The sequence below is a fragment of the Paracoccus xiamenensis genome, from assembly GCF_011308835.1.
Lineage (GTDB): Bacteria > Pseudomonadota > Alphaproteobacteria > Rhodobacterales > Rhodobacteraceae > Paracoccus > Paracoccus xiamenensis.
In genome coordinates, this window is record NZ_JAAOHY010000012.1 from 14,193 (window position 1) to 33,691 (window position 19,499).

Here is a 19,499-nt window from a genome sequence, read left to right on the forward strand (position 1 = left end):
GAAAAAGTCTCAAATGCTGGGGAAGAGGAAGGCAAAAGCGATGCGGCGGCGCCAAGAAGGCGTCAGAGGTTCTTCGATCACACCAAGCCGCTCATAGGCGTGGATGAAACGGTCGGGCGCGGTGAGAATTCCGACGTGCTTGGCGATGGCATCCGTTCTCATGCGGAAGAGGACCAGTGCACCCTGCCCGGCATCCGCGACGGATAACTCGATCATCATCCGCCGCGCGCCCTCGGCCAAGACTTCGCGGGTGCCCGTCTCGCCCCAATCGCGGCTATAGGGCGGGATCGGAAAAGGCTCGTCGCCCACGACCTCGCGCCAGACGCCGCGCGCCAGCCCGAGGCAATCGCATCCGACGCCCCGGAGGCTCGCCTGATCGTGATAGGGCGTTCCAAGCCAGCCGCGCGCGGTGGCGATGATGCGGTCCGGAGCCCCATCGGTTTGCGACCGGGTCACAGCACACCGCCATCGTGGCGACCGTCCGATGAGGCATAGCGCAGAATGGTGTCCTGACCGGGAATATGCGGGAAGCCCCGGAAGTTCGCCACATTCCCGAACTTCTGGCCGCAAGTGGCGATGCGCTTGTCGCAGCCCGCCCGGATCGTGAAGCCGTCCCCCGCGCCGATGGGGCGGATCGGCGCTTCCAGCAATGTTAGCACCGCAATCCCATCGCTGCGGTCATGGGCCAGCACCTCCGCGCGGCGACCGGCATTGGGCCCGGATGTCCATGTGAGCGTGCCGAAGCGGAACCAGCCGGGTGCGAACCCACCGAGTCCGGAGGCGGTGAACGCCCGGTCGCGCAGGCTGTCGATGACGGTCCCCGCGCCGCGAAAAGCCGGATCCTCCAGATCGTGACAGCAGCGCGCATCGCCCAGCGCGGCGTCGCAGCTGGCCTGAAAGGTCCGCCCGACGGTTTGGCCGAGGAGTTGCGACATCGACCGGACCTCGGCCACAAAGGCATGGCGCCCGCGCCTTATCTGGCCGATGGCGCCGCGCCGCATCAGCACCCTTTCCGATGGCGCCTGCCAGTTGACCCGCCAGAGTTCCACTTCGGCATTGTCCCAGCGCCCGTCCAGAATATCGGCCTCGGTGATCCGGTCCGAGCGCAACGCGCCTGCCGCATCCTGCGCATCGACCGAAAGGTCCGCGCCCGACCTGATCTCGCTGGCCGTCAGCCCGCTTTCCGGTTCGAACTCCGTGCCGTCGAACATCAGCACCCGGTCGTGATCGGTGAAGCCGAAAGCTGTGCCATCGGCGCGGGTGATGCGCCAGCACCAGGCCAGTGTCGTGGTGCCGCTGTCGAGATGGGTCTGCAATGCGGGCAGGATGTTCTTCATCGCCGGATCTCCAGCAGCGGAATGGAGGTGATCGATCCCAGCCGCTCGATATCCAGCGTGACGTCCAGCACGTCGCTGTCGAAGCGGACCAGCACGTCGAATTCGAACCCGGCGGTGATGGCGATGCCGGTGGCGGGCGCGGTCTCGAAGCTGATCAGGCCTGTCTTGTGATCGACCGACCAGCCGCCAGCTTGTGGCACGCCATTCACGGCGATCTGGACGGTGCCCGCGACCGGCTTGCTGATCGTTCGCGTCCAGGACTGGCCGCCAGAGGCGTAGCGCTTTGCCAGCTGGAACGCGGTCGCGACGCCATCGCCGGTGCCGATCTGCTGATCCATCGGCGACGGAGTCTGCGACGGCAGGCAGGACCGATGATCCGCCCAGTCCTTGAACCGGAAGCCGTAAAGCCTGCCGTTCCGCGCCTCGAAAAAGGCCACCACCACCGCCAGATCGTCGGCGCGGCGGATGCCGTAGCTGACATCGTAGCGGCGGCGCGAATTGGCCCAGCTGGCATTGCGCTCCTCGTCGCCGCTTGCCAGTTCGACGATCTGGGTGCGCCGTTCCGGTCCGCCCCGCGCGCCGCGGCTGATCGTGTCCGGAAACCGGACTTCGTGGAATGCCATGTTCTGATCTCTTTCTTACAATCCGCGCCGGCCGAGCGAGACGGCACGGGCGATATCGGCGGCGATCTGGGTGCGGGACTGCCGGAAGCTCTCGGCGTCGCGCGCATGGATGTTGACTGTGACGCCCTTGCCGTGATCCTGCGCCTCGCGGCGCGAGAGCACACGCTCGCCGCGCTGGAGGATCGCGGGCACCTCGTCATGGCGCAGCCCGACCATGCCGCCAGCATGCATGCGTGGCGCGCCCGCAAAGGCGAGTGCCGGAACCATGCGGCCAGCACCTGTGGCACCGACCATTCCGCCCGTATGCATGATGCTGGCGAAAATCCCGCCCGCGCCGCCCAGCGCACTCGAAAGCGCATTGGCAATCGGCCCGAGCAGGAAACGCCGCGCGGCCAGCTTCGAGAGATCGGCCAGCAGCGAGGTCACCAGATCGCGGAAATCGAGTTCGCCGGTCTTCACGAATTCCCCAACGGCGTTCTCGGCGCTCTGGAATGCGCCCACCAGCGCCTGTCCGATATCGGCGCCGATATCCTTTGCCTTCTTCGCGTAGTCCGACAGCGCCTCTGTCACGGCCTTCCAGCCGGTCGCCGTGGCCTCGGTCGCGGGCTTGGCCTCTTCCGCCGCTTCCTTGCCAGCGGCCCCGGCATCCTTTGCCGCTGCGCCCGCGCCGCTGGCAGCCGTTTCGACCCCGCCCAGCGCATCCTCGTAATGCCCGGCGGCTTCCGTCGCCACGTCCAGCGCCGCGCCACCGGCATCATCCTCGCCGCCCGACATCGCGGCACGCAGCGCATCCATCGCCCGACCGACGCCATCGAAGGCCGAGGCTCGGCTGGAACTGGCACGGTCGCGATAGCGCCCCGCCATATGCGCCGAATTGCTGGCCGCATGTTCCAGCATCGAGGCACGGCCTAGCGCCTCGAACACGTCGATGCGGGTATCGGAGCCGATTTCTTCGGCCACCTTGTTGAAGGTGGGCGCGATCATCCCCAGAAAATCCGCCCATTTCCCGGCGAGGAAGGCCATCAGCCGGGTCCAGATCGCTTCGATCTCGGATTGCATGGCCCGGAAATCATCGGCGAAGGACATGACCGTGACCTTGATCCCCTCCCAGACGGCCTTGGCCACATCGCCCATCAGCGCCATGGCATTGCCAAAGCCGCCCGCGCCGTTGACCAGCTTCGTGAACTGATAGACCAGTTCCCCGGCGCCGACGATCAATGCGCCGATGCCGGTGCGGATCAGCGCCCCGCGCAGCACCACCAGTGCTGTGGCGAGGCCCCGGACGGAGAGTGCCGCTGCCGCCAGCCCTGCGACCCAGCGGCCGGCCATGAAACCCGCGAAGCTGGCCGCATAGGTGGACAGACGTCCGATCTGGTCGAAGATCCCGGAGATCGCCATGCCGAGCGGGCCGGTGCGGCTGGCCAGCGCCGCCATTGCGTCGGCGACGGCTTCCAACGCAGGTGCGGCGGCCACCGCCAGCTGGTTCGACAACCCGCGCCAGACCAGGCCCAGCCGCGAGATGGCGTCATTCGTGCGCTCGATCCGGTCGGCATCCTGCTCGGAAACCACGACCCCGAAAGCCCGGACATCCTCAGTCGCCTGCCGCAAACTGGCGGTGTCAATGCGCGACATGGCGATGGAGCCTTCTTCGCCAAACAACTGCCCCGCCACGGCTGCACGTTGCGCGACCGGCACGAACTCGGCAATGGCGGCATTGATCGCGCCGACGCGCTGATCCAGCGGAAGGGCCAGCAGGTCAGCGCCCGTCAGACCCAGCCGCGCCAGCGCGTCCGCCGCCGGACCTCCGCCCGCTGCCGCCTGGCTCAGCCGCCGGGTCAGATCCTTGGTTGCCTGTTCGATCCCGGACATCGACACACCTGCCAGTTCTCCTGCCCGCTCCAGCGTCTGGATCGAGGCGACTGTGGTGCGGAGGGATTGCGCGAGCTTGGCCTGCGCATCCACCGTCTGGAGTCCGGCCCGGACCATGGCGATCCCGGCCGCAGTGGCGGCGGCGACCGCAGCGGCTGCTGCCACACCGACTTTGCGGGTGAACCCGGCCATACGGGCATTCGCCGCCTCCATATCGCGTGAGAGCCGCCCGAAGCCGCGCGATCCGGCCTCGCCGACACCTTCCAGCTCGGCGCGCACCTGTCGTCCGCCCACTGCCGCAAGGCGGACGCTGACGCGTTTTTCTGCCATCTCATCGTTCCATCTGTTCGTTCATCTTGCGCACCATCACCGCCTCGATGATGGGCAGCAGTTCGGCGGCTGCCGGGGCTGGAATGCCCAGCGCCGCTGCCAGCCCCAGCGCCGCGTTCAGATCCCAGCCGACCACTGCGCCCGGCAGCACCCGCAGCTGACCGCCAAGCCGCCCGACCAGATCCCAGATCTGCCAGCCCTCGAAGGTCAGCGGCTGGTTCAGCCGCGACGGGCAGTCTTCGCAGCTTTGCGTGCAGGCCGCGCAGTAGCTGTCGCCCCCGCCGAAAGACCATTCGGCGAGGGCGCGGAGACGTTTTTTTCCTGTTCCAGCAGCAGACCCTTCGAGACATAGACCAGCTGGAAAGCCTCGAAGATCGGCCAGATATCCAGAAGCGCGTCGATGGCATCCGGGCTGGGGGCAATGGCATTCCCCTCGGCGTCGCCGACACCCTCCCAGTCCAGCACCGCGCGCCGGGCCAGCGCCTTGGCGAAGATCAGGGCGCGGGTCTCGTCGATGGTCCCGTCCGGCACTGCTTCGACATCCGGATCGCTACGGGTGGCGACCATCAGCGCGGTGGTCAGCGGGCGCAGCTGCACGCGGACGCCGGGCGCCAGCGCGTGCCAGCGCGGTTCGTTGGTCAGGTCGAGTGTCAGCATCAGTATTCCTCGCGGTCGTTGATCAGGGTGGCGGTGCACATGCGGCCCAGCGCACTGTCGCGCGCGGCCTGCCAGTCGAAGGTTGCCTGCACGCCCTGCGGACCGGAAATCTCGATCCGGGGGCGGGGCAGATAGACAGCATGCACGGTGAAGCTGAAGCTCTCTCCCGAGGGCAGGGCATAGGAGAAATCCAACTCGCAGGGTTCGCCATTGATGGCTTGGCTCACCAGCGTGCTGTCCGAGAACCGGACCTCAATCGAGCCGGTCAGGGCCGCAATGGACGGATCGGCACCATCGATGCGGCCATCGGCGCGGATGGTCTCGATCCGGTCGAGATTGTTGGCATAGCTGATCTGGGCCGAGACAACATTGCCCAATGCCGCGCCGTTGCGGGTGATCGCGCCGTTGAAATGGCCGAAGCGCTTCAGGTCGATGGGGGTAGGGGTTCCGGCATTGCTGACGGTCCCGACCGTCTCGCCCTGCGCGACCAGGCGCGTGGTCGCGGTCAGAAGACCGGAGCGCTGCATCTGCCAGCTAAGCTGGTCCAGCACGCAGCCCGAATAGATCGCATAGCGCGGCACCTCGGGCATGCCGGTCTCGATGGTAAGGCTGGGAAGCGTCCAGGCGCCCGAGCGGAACTCATGCGTCCAGGGCCCGGTGCCGGTGGTGACCGGGTCTCCAAACGCCGCCTTCAGCCAGAAGCCGAACGCTTCGGCATCGATCGGCAGGACGACATCGCCGTCGGCCGTCACCGCATCCTTGATCGGCGGCAGCGGATCGCGGTCATAGCCCAGCAGTTCGGAATTCAGCAGCGGTTGCTCCGCGCCGAGCGTGGTGCTGGCAAACGGCATTTTGGTAAAGCCGCCAATCGGCGGCGTGCCATAGACGGTCTCGAACGCAAGCGCCATCTGCGCCCGCGCCCCCTGGGCTCGTGCCATGAAATGTCCTTTCGGTCGGTGTCAGGTTAAGGTGATTTGCGGCGCGCGGTTGCGGGTCCGGGCGCTGCGCCGCAGAATGGGCCGGTGGTGGGATACGGTTTGTGAGAGGTGCGATGGTGGTGTTGGGATTGCTTCGAGGCGCAGGTTGGTTGTTTGGAAAGCGGGCGCCCCTCGCGGTCATAGTGGCCATGGTTCTGACGGGATGTGTGCCGTCCGAGGTTGCGGCACCCGCGACGCCATCACGGTTCGATTTTGCCGGGCAGGTGACCCGGGTTGTCGATGGCGACACCTTCTGGATCAACGGGCAACGCACCCGCATCCGGGTCTGGGGGCTCGACGCACCGGAGATCGGCCGGGCGGGCGGGTCGACCGCGACGGCGCAACTGGCGGGCCTCGTCTCCGGGCGGTCTGTTCAGTGCCGGATGCGCGATGTCGACCGCTACGGGCGCATCGTCGGGCAATGCTGGTTGCCGGACGGTCGCGACATCGCGGCGACGATGATCGCCAGTGGCACCGCGCGGGAATATTGCCGTTTCTCGGGCAACTATTACGGCACCTGCTGAGCGCCGTTCACGCCAACGGGTCTGCGGTCGTGTAGTGTAGCATCACAGGAATCACCGCTGCCTTCAGGCTCGCCGCGCCCTCGACAGGAAGATCGACCGGTCGGGGCGCTTCAGCCTCGACCCAGTCGCAGAGCCCGCCCAGCGTCCGGTCGGCGGCGATTGCCGCGCCGATGCTGGCGCAGAGGGCGTCGAAAGCGGCATCACGGCCGGTGCCCTGAACCATCGCCTCGATCTCGGTGCGGTGCTGATAGTGATAGCTCAGAGGGGACAGTGTCACCTCGGGCTCGCCCGGATCACCATCGCGCAGGATCAGAAGGCCATCAGCCGGGAGGCGTTCGGGTAGGACATCGCCGCGCAGGGCGGTGGCGGGAAGCGCCGAGAGCCGCGCGTGCAGCGCGGCGAGGATGGTTTCGCGTGGGGTGGGCATGTATTATCTCTTGGCATGCATTCTGCGGAGGTGATTCATGGATGTTTCAGTAGTCATAGTTGAGCAACTCGACTTGGGAGGCGAGCTTCGTTCCTTCCAGATGAAGGCAGGCTCTGGTGACCACGTTACCGTGGCATTCGCAGATGAGTATGACGAGCCTCGATCTGGACCATTTCATTTTTTGGATAGGAAGCAGGAAAGAGCATTTTCGGAAGGCTTCGCTGAATGCTCAGCGCGAAAACTAACCGCCAGCCGCTACAGGGTCACAGAGCGAGGGTACGAGTTTAATACTTCGTGGCGCGGAGTTCTGACCGAACGAGGTCGACTAAGTTATTACGCAGTTTCACTTCCAGAGCATGCTATCCCTGTAAGTGTCCGCTTCTTCGATCTTAGATCCGGACGAGAATACCAAAAATCAGTGAACAGAGATGATCAGCGGAAACGTTTTGTGCTCTACCTCGAGTGCAGGTCATCGCATGGATCGTTCGATTTCGGTCTTGAAGTTCGTTTTGTAGTATCCGCAGAAGATTTTTATGCAGCTCAATACGTGGACGAAAGTACAACGGGCTACGGCGCACACCCTGATGCCTATGAATACCTGCTGAGAGACGGCCAACAACACGTTGTCCAACAATTCTTCATGGAGTCAATGAACATGGGCGATCATTACCAAACGGGCCAGGCGGGCGCTGTTGGACCGAATTCGCGCGCTGAGAACAACACCTTCCAGCAAATATGGAACCAAAGGTCATCCGATGTAGACCTGCCGCAATTAGCTGAAGAATTGCGGCAGCTCAGGATGGCCCTTAAGGCGGAAGGCACAACAATCGAGCACGATAAAGCAATAGCTTCGGTCGCAGCAGCAGAAGAAGCCGCTCAGAAGAATGACGGGGCTGGCGCGTTGCGACACCTGCAGGCTGCTGGCAAATGGACCCTTGATGTTGCAACGAAGATTGGCACGTCGGTCGCGGCCAAAGCGATTACAAGCGCGATGGGCATCTAGTGAAGCCGCCCCTCCACCCACTTCCCGACGATCCTCCCCGGCACCCCATCCGCCGCCTTTTCCGCCTCCCTTGCCAGATCCATCCGCTTTGGCAGCCTGACCTGCGGCACCAGCAGGAAGATCGGCACGGTGGCACGTCCGCGCCCGGTCTTCGATCTGGATGCCACCGCGCGACCTTTCGTGTTCAGCCGCCCCTCGGCAACCAACAGGCTCGGCCCGCGCCTGCGATAGACAAAGCGCAGCGGCAACCCGGTGCGACGCTCCCATTCGCCGGGGGTGATGCGCCCGCCGCGCAGGGATTTCCCGGCGGCTTCGGTCGGAATCGCCAGCCAGAACCCATCGCGCGAGCGGATCAGCGGCCCGGCATTATGGGCGCTGATGATCACCGGGGCCTTCGACCAGACCAGCGCCGTCGCGTTCAGGCTCTCTCCGGCCTTCGGATAGATGGCGTTGCGGATCGAATTCGCCAGCCGCCGTCCCAGTCCTGCCCCGGTGATCTGCCCGCGCCATGCAGTTTTCAGGCCTGTGCCTGCCTCGCGCATGGCCCCGGTCACGGCCCTTTCGCCCGCCCTGATCTCGGCCTGCATCATGGCGACCAGATCGGGATCGATATCGAGTTTCAGCTTCATGCAGGCACCAGTTCCACGGTCCAGATCAGCCGGTCCCGGTCCCGGACCGGCTCGCCCTGAATGGCGAAGCTCTCCGCGCCGATGACGATCAGATCGCCGGGCCGGGGATCGGGGAGATCGCTGACCCGGATATCGGCAGTCAGGGTTTCTGAGAGGATCCGCGCCGATCCGAACTCGGCGATCCGATCCGGCGCGCGGCGGATGAGCCGGATCGGGCGTTCTTCGCTGGTCCCGGCTGCCATCCAGACGGCGGAGGTGCTCATGTCCGGATGGCCGAAGATGCGATCCATTGCGGCGCTGAAGGCGTTCATGATCGGTCAGTTCGATGTGTGCAGCCGGATCGCCAGCCGGGGCCGCTTGTTGACCGGCAGGATCGAGGCTTCGGTCATCAGATCGATCCAGCGGCCCTTAGGGTCGAGATGCTGGCGGGCATAGAGCGGCAGACCGATGGTATTGGCGGTTTCCAGCAGGTTGGCCGGACCGCCATAGGTGGTAAACGTGTCCATGGTGCCGGTCGGGAAGGCGATGCCTTCGTTTGCCGGAACCAGCCGCTCGGCGGCTTTCGTGGAAAGCGTCACAGCACCCGCATATTCCTCGAACAAAATCCCCGCGAAGGGGAAGTTGCGCCGCACATCCTGCCGGAGCGGCTGGGCCCCGGTCGCGGCATAGAACTTGTAGGCCTCCTCCGTCTTCGGATGCGCGATCAGCTTGTCGAAGAACTCGCGGCTGACGAGCGCGTGGACACCCGACATGCTTTCGCCCAGCAGACTGTCCTCGACGGCGCGCAGCACCTCGCGGACCTTGCCCTGAACGTTCGTGCCAGCGGTGCCCAGCACGAAGTCGACGCTGATCTGCGCGATGCCGAATTCGGTGAAGTAATTGTAGAGGGTGGTGCCCGCTCCGTCCTTTACGATGCCGCGCAGGGCGTTCATCTCCATATATTCGCGGGTCTGGGCATGCTTGCGGCGCATCAGCGTCAGCTTGCGGGTCATCACCGCGACCAGCGGATCGGCTTCGTCGCCTGCGCCGATGGCCGGTACGCCCTGTATATCGGCGGGCAGAATGACGTCGTCATGCGGTATCCAGGGCAGGGCAAAACTGCGCATGGCACGGCCTTCGCGCGAGCCGACCGTGGCCGGACCGCCCAGGGGCACCGAGGGCAAGAGGTTCAGCACGCCCTCGATCTGTTCGATGATGACGCTGCGCTGCGAGACGCCCTCGAAGCGGAAGAGGCCGAGTTCGCCGAGACGGGTGTAAAGGTTCGGCAGGATATTGATGGCCTGGGTCATCTCGGCCAGCGAATAGCCGCCGGAATCGAAGGGATTGCGGATAATGGTCATGGGGAAGCCTTGTCGGGAAGGAGGATAAGAAAGAAGGCGCCGCAGCCGCAGCCGCAGCCGCAGCCGCAGCCGCAGCCGGTCAGGCGCTGTCGCGGATGACGATGCCCAGCGCGGTCAGCTCGGTCTGCTTCAGGGCGATCTTGGCCGCGTCGTCGACGCTGCCATCGTAGAAGAGCGCGTCACGCGACAGGATCGCCGGTCCACGGGCAAGCAGAATGCCGGTGGCATCCGCAAGGCGCGTGTCGACCGGATAGAGCAGAATGCCGAGGGCGGTTTCTGCGCCATCGCTGCCGCCATGACTGGCGAAGGTGTATTGGCCGCTGACGGTAATGCGACCGAGAACCGCGCCAGCCGGGTATTCGGTGCCTGCGGCGAGAGTGACGGTCTCGCGGGTATAATTGGGGTTCAGCTCATATTTGAGCGCATCGCCCATGCTGGGCGGTTGGGTCAAGACGGGCATCTTGGTCTCCGGAAGGTGTCAGGCTGTCAGCGGCTGGCGCTGTCGGCGGATTTGCGGGCCGCAGCGACGAGCGGGCTCGGCTTGTTCGTGGGCGCGGGTGCGCTGGCCAGAATGCCGCTGGCATCGCTCTTGGCCGCGAGGCTGTCGAGGATCTGGCCGCGCAGGGCGTCTGGGTTCACCCCGCGCCGGACGGCATCGGCGGCGTCCAGGGTGACGCCGAGCTGTGCCGCCTGGGCGCAGATCGACGCCACTTCGGCGGCTTCAGCGCGGATGGCGTCGGCATCGGTCGGAGCGGCAGCCGGTGCGGTGCCGGGCGTGGACGGTTCCGCTGCCGGTTGCTCTTCCGTCGGCGCGGCGGTTGCACCGGGCACTGCCGCTTGCGGGTCTTGCTGGTCCGGTGTCCGGGCATCTTCATCCGTCTGATTGCTCATGATCATCTCCTTTTGGTTTCGGGGTGGTGAAAGGGTCTGGCGCGTCGGCGTTTGGCCGATCCGGACAGCCGGGCGGCTGAGACTGTCGGCAAAGGCGCGAAAGGCGGCGCGGGGATCGGCGACGGCATCGGCGAGACCGGCTTTGAGCGCCGCAGCGCCCCGGAAGATGGCAGCTTCGGTGGCCAGTGCCGCATCTTTGCCGAGCTTTGTCCCGCGCCCGGCGGCGACGGTCTCGGCGAAGAGGATGCGCAGATCCTCCAGCTCGGCCTGCAGCCGGTCGCGGATGCCATCAGGCAGGGCGGCATAGGGATTGGCATCGGCTTTTCTGGCCCCGGCATGGATCAGCGTTACTGCAACGCCTTTCTGGGCCAGCATGCCGGACATGTCGGTATGCATGGTGATGACGCCGATGCTGCCCGCCGCCCCAGTGCGGGGCAGGGTGATGCGGGTCGCCTGCGAGGCCAGCGCGTAGCCTGCCGAGAGCGCATGTTCGGCGAGAAAGGCGTGCACCGGTTTTTTGGTCCGCGCCGCGCGGATGCGGTCGGCCAGATCGAAGGCCCCGGCGACCTCGCCGCCAAAGCTGTCGATCTCCAGCGCGATACCGCGAATGGCCGGGTCATGGACCGCCGCATCGATCTGGGCGGCCAGCCCCTCATAGGAGGTCAGCCCGGAGCTCTGACCGATCCAGGCGCCGCGATGGACCAGCGTTCCGGCAATGGCGATGACCGCAACGCCGTCGACGACGGGGAAGGGTGCATCTGCATCGCTGCCATGGCGCTGGGCGAGATCGCCGCCGATCAGCGAGGCGCAGGCGATTTGCCGCGCCGCTGTCTGATCGGGTTCGGCGACCGTCATGCCGTCAAAGCGAATTTCCTGCCCGGTGATGCGGGGTCCGAGGCTAGAGAGAAAGGCCAGCGCCTTGGCGGGGGCAATCATCAGCGGGGTGTCGAAGGCGCGCTGGGCGATCTGGGCATGATGCATCAGCGGTCCTCCCCGGGATTGGCATCGTCATCGTCGGTGTCATCATCAGGGTCGGTGGCGCCGTCTTCGTCATCGTCCTTGCCGTCGCTGGTGTCGCGGCCATCACCAGCCGCCTCGCCCTTCGGCCCTTGCGCGGGCGATCCGGGGCGGCGGAAGTCGAGGCCCAGCGCTGCTTCGCGCTTGCGTTCCGCTGCGATCTCGCGGTCGACCTGTTCGGCGTCATATCCGCGCTCGGAGATCGCTTGGCTGCGGGATTTGAGGCCCGCCTCGATCTGCAGGATCTCGGCCGAGGCATCCTTCATCGGATCGACCCAGTCCCAGCGCGTCGGCAGCCAGCTGACGGACTGGTATGCCCGCCGGTCGCGATCATAGCCGGGAAAGTCGATGGCACCGGACAGCACGGCCAGATCCATCCAGCGCTGCCAGACTGGTCGGCAGAGCTGATGCACGATGACGCTGTGCTGGATCGCCGAGACCCGGCGGCGGAAATCCAGCAATGCCACGCGCGTGTTGGAAAAGTTGCCGCGTGCGGCATCGCCGGTCAGGTATGGGTAGGGGATGCCCAGCGCGGCGGCGATCTGCAGCAGCGTCCGGTACTGGAAGGGCTCATAGGTCGATCCGGAATCCGGCGTCGCGGGGGTCGAGACATCCTCGCCCGGATCCAGACGCACGACCTGACCGGGTTCGACTTCCAGATCCTCATCTGCCGGTTCCAGTGGCGTTTCCGGGGCGGGCGAGGTGATGAACATGGCAAACATCGCCGCCGTCTTCTTCCGCTCCAGCTCGGCATCGTCATAGAGATCGAGGGTGAAGAGTTTCACGATGGCAGGCGCGAAGCGCGACACCCCGCGCAGCTGTCCGGCTTCGACCGGGTCAAGGACGTGAATGATCTCGCTGGCGGGCACGCGGACCGTCTCGCCCACCAGCCCCGGATCGGTAATGTCGCCCGGATGACGGCGGAGAAGGTGGTAGGCCACGCGCCGCCCGATGCCGTCGAATTGGATGCCCTGGCGGATCGCCCCGCCGCCCGGCAGTTCGCGGTTCAGGTCTATCGGCAGCATCTCCGAGGGCAGCATCTGCAGCTGCAGCGGTACCGACAGACCGTCGTCCGGTCTGCGCGGGCGTAGCCGCAGAAACACCTCGCCTGCCAGAAACAGTTCTCGCGCGGCGCGGCGCTGCAATCCGTAGAAATCGGTCAGCCCCTCGGCATCGGCCTCGTCGGTCCAGCGGAGCCAGAGTGTCTGCAGCGCCTCTTTCTGCGCGGCATCGGCGATGGAGGACGACGGTTTGATCCCGTCGCCGACCACATTGCTGGCGTAAGCCTCGACCGCCCCGCTGGCATAACCGTTGTTCCGCGCCAGCCAGCGGGCGCGGGCCGTGATGGTCTCGCCTGCACCCGCGATCAGCGTGTTCACATGGGCGCGGCTGGCGCGGAACCCGCGCAGGCGTCGGTGTGACTGCGCCGCATCGAACCCGCCGATGATCGCGCCGAGACGCTGGCGGATACCGTCAAACGTCATGGATTAAAGCCCCTTCGTGGCGACAGTGCCCCAGCGCCGACGGCGGTTGGTGCCAGCGGCGCGGGCAATCCGGGCTTCCAGATCGGCGATGGCGGATGCCAGTTCGGCATCGGATCCATAGGTCAGGGTCTTGCCGTCATAGCTGACGCTGCGCAGCCCGCTGAACCTGGCTTCCTGCAGGGCTGATAGCAGCGCCCGCATCCGGTCGATGTCCATCTCTCACCTCATGAAACGCGGTGTGTAAGTCTGCCGCTTGCGGCGCGGTGTGGTTGGCGGGGCGCCCGCCTGACGGGCAGGCGGGCCATTTGTCGGCACGGACGGGTCATCGGCCTTCGCAGCCGTGCCACCCGCATCCGCTACTGGCGGTGCCACCCCGGCTTGTTCCTCCAGCTGCCGCCACATCCGCTCGTCCCAGCGATCCGCACCCATGATCCAGGCGGCGGCGCGGGCATAGACGCGGGTATCCAGCGCCTCGTTCCGTTCGCGCAGCTTTTGCCATTCCTGCCTTGCATAGCCGCGCTTGTTCCTGACCGTGACCAACTGCTCGGCGACCAGCTGTTTCAGCCATTCGCTGTCGGCCCAGTCCGGCAGATGGATCATCCCCGGCGGATCGGGCTGGCCCGCCGCACGTTCTTCGTCCGTGGGCCGTTCCAGCCGCAGAAATCGATAGGTCTCGATCTTGAAAGTGGCGGTGGCCACCGACCAGAGCCGGGCGCCGCGCCGCAGGCGTTTGCCGCCCACGGTCGCATCGACGAAGGTCGGCCCGGAAACCGGCGTCGCACGGTTGAAGCCCTCAAACCCCTTGACCGGCACGACCTGTTCGAACCCCTGTGCCCTCGCCCAGGCATAGACTGCCGCCGCCTCATAGCCGGTATCGATGGCCAATTTGGCAATCGGCATCACCGCGCCATTGGCATGCTGCCATGTGCGGGTCAGAAGCTTCGTCAGTTCGGCCCATGCCGCCGGGCTGTCCGGACCGCCGGGGATGACGATGTGATCGACGAGCCAGCTCTGCAGTCCTCGCCCCCAGGCCCAGATATCGACCTCGAACCGGTCTTTCTGGATATCGGCCCCGGCGGTCAGGAACAGACCGCCTTCGGGGATCTGCGCCGCGAACACTTCCCGCCGGTCGGCCAGCCGCTGCCATTCCGGTGCCTCGCCGCGTTCGACCCAGGTCTCGCCCAAGAGCGTGTTGCGCGCCGCGCGCAGCATCTCGTCATTGCCCTGTGCCGCCAGCCATTCCCGCGCGATCTGTTCCCAGCTCTTCCAGCCGATGGGCGAATAAAGCGCCGAAAGGTGATAGCCGACATGATGCGGATCGGCGGCGACTGCTGTTGCCCGCCATTCGCCTGCCTCCAGCATCGCCGTCTTGTGATGCTCGGCGATCAGCGCCTCGCAGCTGTTGCAGGCATAGGCGGCGGTCTCCGGCCGACCCTTCTCCCAGCGCAGCCGTTCGAATTCCAGCCATTGCATCGCCCCGCAATGCGGGCAGGGCACGAAATAGCGCCGCTGGTCCGAGGCCTCGAATTCCTGCTCGATCCGGCTCAGCCCCCGGATCGTCGGGGTCGAGACCAGGAACACCTTGCGGCGATGGGCGAAAGTGGTGCTGCGGGCCTCGGCCAGCGTCACCGGATCGCCCTCTTCGTCGGCCGAGGGCGGATAGGCGTCGATCTCGTCCAGAAACAGATAGCGCGCGGGCATCGACCGCAGGCCTGTCGCGCTGTTGGCCCCGGTCAGCACCAGAATGCCGCCCGGGAATTCCTTGGACAGCATCGAATTCCCGGCATCGCGCGACCGCGCCGGGCTGACCCGTTCCCTGAGCGCAGGCGAATCCGAAATCAGCGGATCGAGGCGACCGCGCGAGGCACGCTTGGCCATCTCGACCGTCGGCAGCACCGCCAGCATCGGTCCCGGCGCATGATGGATGACAAAGCCGATCCAGTTGTTGCCCGCTTCCGTGGCGCCCACCTGCGCGGCCTTCATGAAGCTGATCCGCTGTGCCGGATGACCGGGCGAGAGCGCGTCCATGATCTCGCGCAGATAGGGGGTGCGGGCGGTGCGATAGCGCCCGGGCTCGGCAGCAGCGCGCGATGACAGCCAACGGTGTTTATCTGCCCATTCGGACACCGTCAGATCGGGATCGGGCCGGATGCCGCGCGACCAGGCGCGCAGAACATCCTCGGCGCCGTCGAAACTCAGGTCGGGGCTGTGATCATCGCTCCCATCCTCGTCATTCAAGAGAAACCTTGAGCTCGGCGAGGGCGGTGAGCTGGTCTCGGACATGGGCTTCCAGCACCCTCTGCAGCACCCCGGTACCGATGCTGATCGCTTCTCCGGTGGTCTTTTCCATCTCGGCCGACAATTCCGCCGCCATGATCGCGGCGACACGGGCGGGCCATGTCACCCAGGCATCGCGTTCCTGCCGGGCGAGGCGAAACACCAGCGTTTCGGCCCGGGCCCGGTCGACTAGCACACCCTTCTTCTTCTGGATGGCGATCTGGCGTTCCTGTGCCTGATAGACCGTCAGCGCTGTCCGGGCCTTCAGATAGGAGGAACTGTCGCCCGGGCCGGAGATTGACGGGGCGGCGAGACTGTCGGCGGGGCGGGTCGGTCTGTCCGGCACCGCCGCCTGCCGCGCCGTGCCAGCCTTGGACCGGTTCTGCTGGTCGGGATCGGTGGTGGCCGCGCGCCGGGCGTCCGACGCCGCCGCATCGATGGAGCCATCGGCGAACAAGACCAGCCTGCCGCTTTTCCGCGCCTTCTGGATCGCTCCGCGCGACAGCCCGGCATGGGCGGCAAAGGCCCGCTCGCTCATGCCCTGCATGACAGACCCGTCCGAAGATGATGGTGATGTGCATCAGAAAGCACTGTTATTGCTCCGAATTCTCTACACTTCAGGACGCCCCGGAGCGATGCTGCATCAACGAAACGCTGCACCGGAGACCGACATGACCCGCCAGACCGCCCGCACCAATGACGCCGCCCTTGCCGCCTTCATCGCGAAGAAAGCGGAAATCGACGCCATGCTGGCCCGGTTGCAGACCTTCAGCGAGGACCACTTCGGCGCCGATCCACAGCGGGTGAACTGGGGTCACGTCGGAAGCCTCGAATATCAGGCCCACCTGCTGAAGCAGATCAGCGATTTTGCCTTCGGTGAGGGCGAACACGCCGCCTGACGCCACTGCGGATATCGACCGCTGAACCCCGCCGGTAGCGGGGCCCGGCTCCGTAGAAGCCGACCGCGACCTGCGGCGGCGATGCACGGAGCCCGTCATGACGAAAATGACCGACACCCAGACCCTGATCCTGACCCGGGCCAGCGCACGGCCGGGAAATCTCGCCCTGCCGCTGCCCGAGGGGTTGCACGGCGCGGCGGCGAAGATGGCCGTCGGCCGGATGATCAAGCTCGGCTGGATCGAAGAGGTCGAGGCCAATCTCCGGCGCGACGAGCCCCTCTGGCGCGAGACCGGTGACGGGCACGGCACGACGCTGATCGCCACCGAGGCCGGGCTGGACGCCATCGGCATCGAACCGGTGGTGGTCAGGACCATGGCGGGATTGCGGGACGCCAAGCCCGAAGCCATCGCCGCTGCCCAGCGCCCCGGCACGAAACAGGCGCAGTTGATCGCTATGCTGCAGCGCCCTGAAGGCGCGAGTATCGCCGAGATCGCCGAGGCGACGGGGTGGCAGCACCACTCGATTCGCGGTGCCATCTCCGGATCGCTGAAGAAGAAGCTGGGCCTAACCGTGACCTCCGAGAAACTCGCCGAACGGGGTCGGGTCTATAAGCTGAGTTCTTCCTGATCCGGCGCCGCGTCATCCATCCTCCAGCAGCTGATACGCCAGAGTTCTGAGCGCATGCGCGGCAACCAGCGGGACCACGCCATTGCCACAGAGGCGGAGCCTGTCCACCCTGTTGGCCAGCCCATCAGCGCCTCGACGAATAGCGGGTTCAAGGTCCGGCGCTGATCGGAGGTATCGGGACCAGCCATCTGCGTCGTGAGGACCTGGCGGCCAAGCAGGCCGTTCACCGGCGTGTTCGCCAGCGTCGTCGCCCCGTCCTTGTGATCGCGCGCCGTGGGCGTCATCCACATGCCCGCCGCATGGGTCAGATCGGCCGATTTGCGATTGCCCGTGCTCGGCTTGTTGCCATCCGTCGCCAGCGGGGTCGGCCATTGCGCCGCTGTTGTCGCAAGGTTCATCCCGTGCCTGCCCGCTGCCTGCGACGGCGTCGGTCTCGTCTGCCGGTTCTCGTTGGCGCTGGCCCGGGTTGTCGGCCAGAGGCGCAGCATCTCCGTCCGGTTCCCGCCACTTGAGCGGGTGCCGGAGCAGGCGCGCGGGGTCGGCCATGTCGTCGCCTTCCCGGATGGCGAGGATGAACAGGCGTTCCCGACGATGGGGCGCGCCGACTTCCGCCGCCGTAAACAATCCTGCCGCAAGGCGGTAGCCCATGCCGACCAGTCCGCTGGCGACTTCGGGGAAGCCGAGGCGGAGATGATGGGCGACGTTTTCAAGGAAGACGAAGGGCGGCTCGACCTCGCCGATGATGCGGGCGACATGCGGCCAGAGGTGGCGCGGATCCTCGGCACCCCTTCGCTTGCCCGCCACGCTGAACGGCTGGCACGGATAGCCCGCAGAGACGATATCCACCGCGCCGCGCCAAGGCTTGCCGTCGAATGTGGCAATGTCGTCCCAGATAACAGCCTGATCCAGGGCCGCGTCCGCCATCCGCGCCACGAGAGTGGCCGCAGCATATGTTTCCCGCTCGACATGGCCCACAGCTCGGTATCCGGGCAGGGCAAGGGTGAGGCCGAGATCGATCCCGCCCGCGCCTGAACAGAGGGAAAGCCCGAAGAGGCAGGTGTCGTCGGCCCCGGAACAGCGTCCGAGGGCAGGTAAAGCCAGGTCATTCATGGTCTCAGCGTCGGTTGGCGGTCAGGTCGTCGAAGGTTTTGTCGGTGCCATCAAGAATGGCGGATTGCCCGGTCAGGTTCTGCCAGCGGGTGATGGCGACATCGACATAGGCGGGGTTCAGCTCGATGCCGTAGCAGACCCGGCCGGTGGTCTCGGCGGCGATCAGCGTGGTGCCGGAACCCATGAAGGGTTCATACACGGCCTGTCCGGGGCTGGAATTGTTCAGGATCGGGCGGCGCATGCATTCGACCGGCTTCTGCGTGCCGTGCACCGTCTCGGCATCCTGATCGCGATTGGCGATCTGCCACAGCGTGGTCTGCTTGCGATCACCGGCCCAATGGCCTTTGCCGCGTTTCGTCACCGCATACCAGCAGGGTTCGTGCTGCCAGTGATAATCGCCCCGGCTGAGGACCAGCCGGTCCTTGGCCCAGATGATCTGCGAGCGGATATCGAACCCGGCGGCGATCAGGCTGTCGGCGACGGTGGTGGCATGCAGCGCGCCGTGCCAGACATAGGCGACATCGCCCGGAAACAGCGCCCAGGCCTCGCGCCAGTCAGCCCGGTCGTCATTCAGGACTTTGCCGGTGCGTTTGGTCGCCGATGCGCCCGTGGCATTGCGCCAAGCCGGGTCGTAGTCCACCCCATAGGGCGGGTCGGTGACCATCAGCAGCGGGCGGACATCGCCCAGCAGCTCTGCAACCACATCGGCCGACGTGCTGTCGCCGCAGATCAGCCGGTGGGCCCCGAGCCGCCAGAGATCGCCCGGCACCGAGACGGGTTCGGCAGGCGGTTCCGGGACATCGCCTTCGCCCTCGGCGGCGCCGTCATCGCCGAGATCCGGATCCTGCAGCAGCGCCTCCAGCTCGTCTTCGGCAAATCCCAGCAGCGACAGGTCAAAGTCATCGGCGAGCAGGCCAGCCACCTCGTCGCGCAGCAGCGCTTCGTCCCAGTCGCCGAGTTCGGTCAGCTTGTTGTCGGCGATGCGGTAGGCCCGGCGTTCGGCCTCGTCGAGATGCCCGAGCCGGATCACCGGCACCTCATTCAGGCCCAGCTCCGTCGCCGCCAGCACGCGGCCATGGCCCGCGATCAGCTCGCCATCGTCGCCGACCATGCATGGCACGGTCCAGCCGAAGCGGGCCATGCTGGCGGCGATGCGCGCCACCTGATCGGGCCCGTGCATCTTCGCGTTCCGGGCATAGGGGCGCAGGCGCTCGATCGGCCAGAATTCGATCTGGCGCGGCGCAAAGGCGAGGTCCATGGGGCAGGGTCGTCCTGTGGTTTTAGGTGGCTTCGGGCCGGGTGGATCCCGCCTGGATTCCGCTGGCTTCCGCCGTGCTGGATCCCGGTCCTGGCTTCCGCGAAGTGGCTTCCGGTATCCACCTCGGAATCCAGCAGGAATCCACCCCGCGAAGGTTCTTAAGGCCTTGTTTTGTTGATCGAAACGGCGCTCGTGTGGCTCAGGTGGATTCCGCCTGGA

General features: G+C 66.1%; 23 protein-coding genes and 1 pseudogene. 4 read left to right on the forward strand and 20 right to left on the reverse strand.

Annotation, left to right across the window (positions count from 1 at the left end):
• Window positions 1-9: 9 nt before the first annotated feature.
• From G7044_RS17070 to G7044_RS17100, 7 genes are all read right to left on the reverse strand, one after another.
• Window positions 10-456, reverse strand: a complete 447-nt coding sequence (locus G7044_RS17070; RefSeq protein ID WP_166331093.1) for an NlpC/P60 family protein — start codon at window positions 454-456, stop codon at window positions 10-12.
• Window positions 453-1,337, reverse strand: a complete 885-nt coding sequence (locus G7044_RS17075; protein ID WP_166331095.1) for a DUF2163 domain-containing protein — start codon at window positions 1,335-1,337, stop codon at window positions 453-455. The genes G7044_RS17070 and G7044_RS17075 overlap by 4 nt, the downstream gene beginning before the upstream one ends.
• The gene (locus tag G7044_RS17080) at window positions 1,334-1,960 is read right to left on the reverse strand and encodes a DUF2460 domain-containing protein (protein ID WP_166331097.1); all 627 of its coding nucleotides are present in this window, start codon (window positions 1,958-1,960) and stop codon (window positions 1,334-1,336) included. Before G7044_RS17080 ends, G7044_RS17075 begins: the two co-directional genes overlap by 4 nt.
• 15 nt (window positions 1,961-1,975) lie before the next feature.
• Window positions 1,976-4,159, reverse strand: a complete 2,184-nt coding sequence (locus tag G7044_RS17085) for a phage tail tape measure C-terminal domain-containing protein (RefSeq protein WP_166331099.1) — start codon at window positions 4,157-4,159, stop codon at window positions 1,976-1,978.
• Between the two features lies 1 nt (window position 4,160).
• Window positions 4,161-4,310, reverse strand: a complete 150-nt coding sequence (locus G7044_RS17090; RefSeq protein WP_235931379.1) for a DUF7697 family protein — start codon at window positions 4,308-4,310, stop codon at window positions 4,161-4,163.
• 68 nt (window positions 4,311-4,378) lie between these two features.
• Window positions 4,379-4,816 carry a hypothetical protein gene (locus G7044_RS17095; RefSeq protein ID WP_166331101.1) on the reverse strand — a complete coding sequence of 146 codons (438 nt, stop codon included), beginning with the start codon at window positions 4,814-4,816 and terminating at the stop codon, window positions 4,379-4,381.
• Window positions 4,816-5,754 carry a phage tail tube protein gene (locus tag G7044_RS17100; RefSeq protein WP_166331103.1) on the reverse strand — a complete coding sequence of 313 codons (939 nt, stop codon included), beginning with the start codon at window positions 5,752-5,754 and terminating at the stop codon, window positions 4,816-4,818. Before G7044_RS17100 ends, G7044_RS17095 begins: the two co-directional genes overlap by 1 nt.
• Before the next feature lie 188 nt (window positions 5,755-5,942).
• Here G7044_RS17100 and G7044_RS17105 point away from each other — a divergent pair, with 188 nt between their 5' ends.
• The gene (locus tag G7044_RS17105; RefSeq protein WP_166331105.1) at window positions 5,943-6,317 is read left to right on the forward strand and encodes a thermonuclease family protein; all 375 of its coding nucleotides are present in this window, start codon (window positions 5,943-5,945) and stop codon (window positions 6,315-6,317) included.
• 7 nt (window positions 6,318-6,324) lie between these two features.
• Here the strand turns inward: G7044_RS17105 and G7044_RS17110 are convergent, their stop codons facing one another.
• Window positions 6,325-6,744 (reverse strand): acyl-CoA transferase, encoded by a 420-nt coding sequence (locus G7044_RS17110; RefSeq protein WP_166331107.1) that lies wholly within the window; start codon window positions 6,742-6,744, stop codon window positions 6,325-6,327.
• 37 nt (window positions 6,745-6,781) lie between these two features.
• Here G7044_RS17110 and G7044_RS17115 point away from each other — a divergent pair, with 37 nt between their 5' ends.
• Entirely contained in the window at window positions 6,782-7,747 is a 966-nt protein-coding gene (locus tag G7044_RS17115; RefSeq protein WP_166331109.1) for a hypothetical protein, read from the forward strand.
• Here the strand turns inward: G7044_RS17115 and G7044_RS17120 are convergent.
• From G7044_RS17120 to G7044_RS17160, 9 genes are all read right to left on the reverse strand, one after another.
• On the reverse strand, window positions 7,744-8,376 hold the full coding sequence (locus tag G7044_RS17120; RefSeq protein ID WP_166331111.1) for a DUF6441 family protein: 633 nt from the start codon (window positions 8,374-8,376) through the stop codon (window positions 7,744-7,746). The genes G7044_RS17115 and G7044_RS17120 overlap by 4 nt on opposite strands.
• Window positions 8,373-8,687: a head-tail joining protein gene (locus tag G7044_RS17125; RefSeq protein WP_166331113.1), complete on the reverse strand. Its 315-nt coding sequence runs from the start codon at window positions 8,685-8,687 to the stop codon at window positions 8,373-8,375. Before G7044_RS17125 ends, G7044_RS17120 begins: the two co-directional genes overlap by 4 nt.
• Window positions 8,688-8,693: 6 nt before the next feature.
• The gene (locus tag G7044_RS17130; protein ID WP_166331115.1) at window positions 8,694-9,716 is read right to left on the reverse strand and encodes a major capsid protein; all 1,023 of its coding nucleotides are present in this window, start codon (window positions 9,714-9,716) and stop codon (window positions 8,694-8,696) included.
• Window positions 9,717-9,795: 79 nt separating this feature from the next.
• The gene (locus tag G7044_RS17135) at window positions 9,796-10,176 is read right to left on the reverse strand and encodes a head decoration protein (protein ID WP_166331117.1); all 381 of its coding nucleotides are present in this window, start codon (window positions 10,174-10,176) and stop codon (window positions 9,796-9,798) included.
• A 26-nt stretch (window positions 10,177-10,202) separates the two neighbouring features.
• Window positions 10,203-11,588: a S49 family peptidase gene (locus G7044_RS17140; RefSeq protein WP_166331119.1), complete on the reverse strand. Its 1,386-nt coding sequence runs from the start codon at window positions 11,586-11,588 to the stop codon at window positions 10,203-10,205.
• Entirely contained in the window at window positions 11,588-13,108 is a 1,521-nt protein-coding gene (locus tag G7044_RS17145) for a phage portal protein (protein WP_166331121.1), read from the reverse strand. Before G7044_RS17145 ends, G7044_RS17140 begins: the two co-directional genes overlap by 1 nt.
• A 3-nt stretch (window positions 13,109-13,111) precedes the next feature.
• Complete coding sequence (locus tag G7044_RS17150; protein WP_166331123.1) at window positions 13,112-13,324, reverse strand: phage head-tail joining protein; 213 nt, start codon at window positions 13,322-13,324, stop codon at window positions 13,112-13,114.
• Window positions 13,325-13,327: 3 nt separating this feature from the next.
• Window positions 13,328-15,391, reverse strand: coding sequence for a phage terminase large subunit family protein (locus G7044_RS17155; RefSeq protein ID WP_166331125.1), 2,064 nt, complete (start codon window positions 15,389-15,391; stop codon window positions 13,328-13,330).
• On the reverse strand, window positions 15,339-15,932 hold the full coding sequence (locus G7044_RS17160; protein ID WP_166331127.1) for a hypothetical protein: 594 nt from the start codon (window positions 15,930-15,932) through the stop codon (window positions 15,339-15,341). The genes G7044_RS17155 and G7044_RS17160 overlap by 53 nt, the downstream gene beginning before the upstream one ends.
• A gap of 124 nt (window positions 15,933-16,056) precedes the next feature.
• On the opposite strand from G7044_RS17160, the gene G7044_RS17165 reads away from it, so the two are divergent.
• Together G7044_RS17165 and G7044_RS17170 are read left to right on the forward strand one after the other, a co-directional pair.
• Window positions 16,057-16,284 (forward strand): hypothetical protein, encoded by a 228-nt coding sequence (locus tag G7044_RS17165; protein ID WP_187794880.1) that lies wholly within the window; start codon window positions 16,057-16,059, stop codon window positions 16,282-16,284.
• Window positions 16,285-16,381: 97 nt separating this feature from the next.
• Entirely contained in the window at window positions 16,382-16,912 is a 531-nt protein-coding gene (locus tag G7044_RS17170; protein ID WP_166331129.1) for a DUF3489 domain-containing protein, read from the forward strand.
• On the opposite strand, the gene G7044_RS18090 is transcribed toward G7044_RS17170, so the two are convergent.
• The 3 genes and pseudogenes from G7044_RS18090 to G7044_RS17180 all read right to left on the reverse strand — a co-directional run bounded on the left by G7044_RS18090 (window position 16,891) and on the right by G7044_RS17180 (window position 19,280).
• Window positions 16,891-17,400 carry a hypothetical protein gene (locus G7044_RS18090; protein ID WP_235931380.1) on the reverse strand — a complete coding sequence of 170 codons (510 nt, stop codon included), beginning with the start codon at window positions 17,398-17,400 and terminating at the stop codon, window positions 16,891-16,893. The genes G7044_RS17170 and G7044_RS18090 overlap by 22 nt on opposite strands.
• A gap of 112 nt (window positions 17,401-17,512) precedes the next feature.
• Window positions 17,513-18,022 (reverse strand): annotated as a pseudogene (locus G7044_RS18095) (DNA cytosine methyltransferase); the annotation flags it as partial.
• Window positions 18,023-18,026: 4 nt separating this feature from the next.
• Window positions 18,027-19,280 carry a site-specific DNA-methyltransferase gene (locus G7044_RS17180; protein ID WP_166331133.1) on the reverse strand — a complete coding sequence of 418 codons (1,254 nt, stop codon included), beginning with the start codon at window positions 19,278-19,280 and terminating at the stop codon, window positions 18,027-18,029.
• Window positions 19,281-19,499 lie beyond the last annotated feature (219 nt).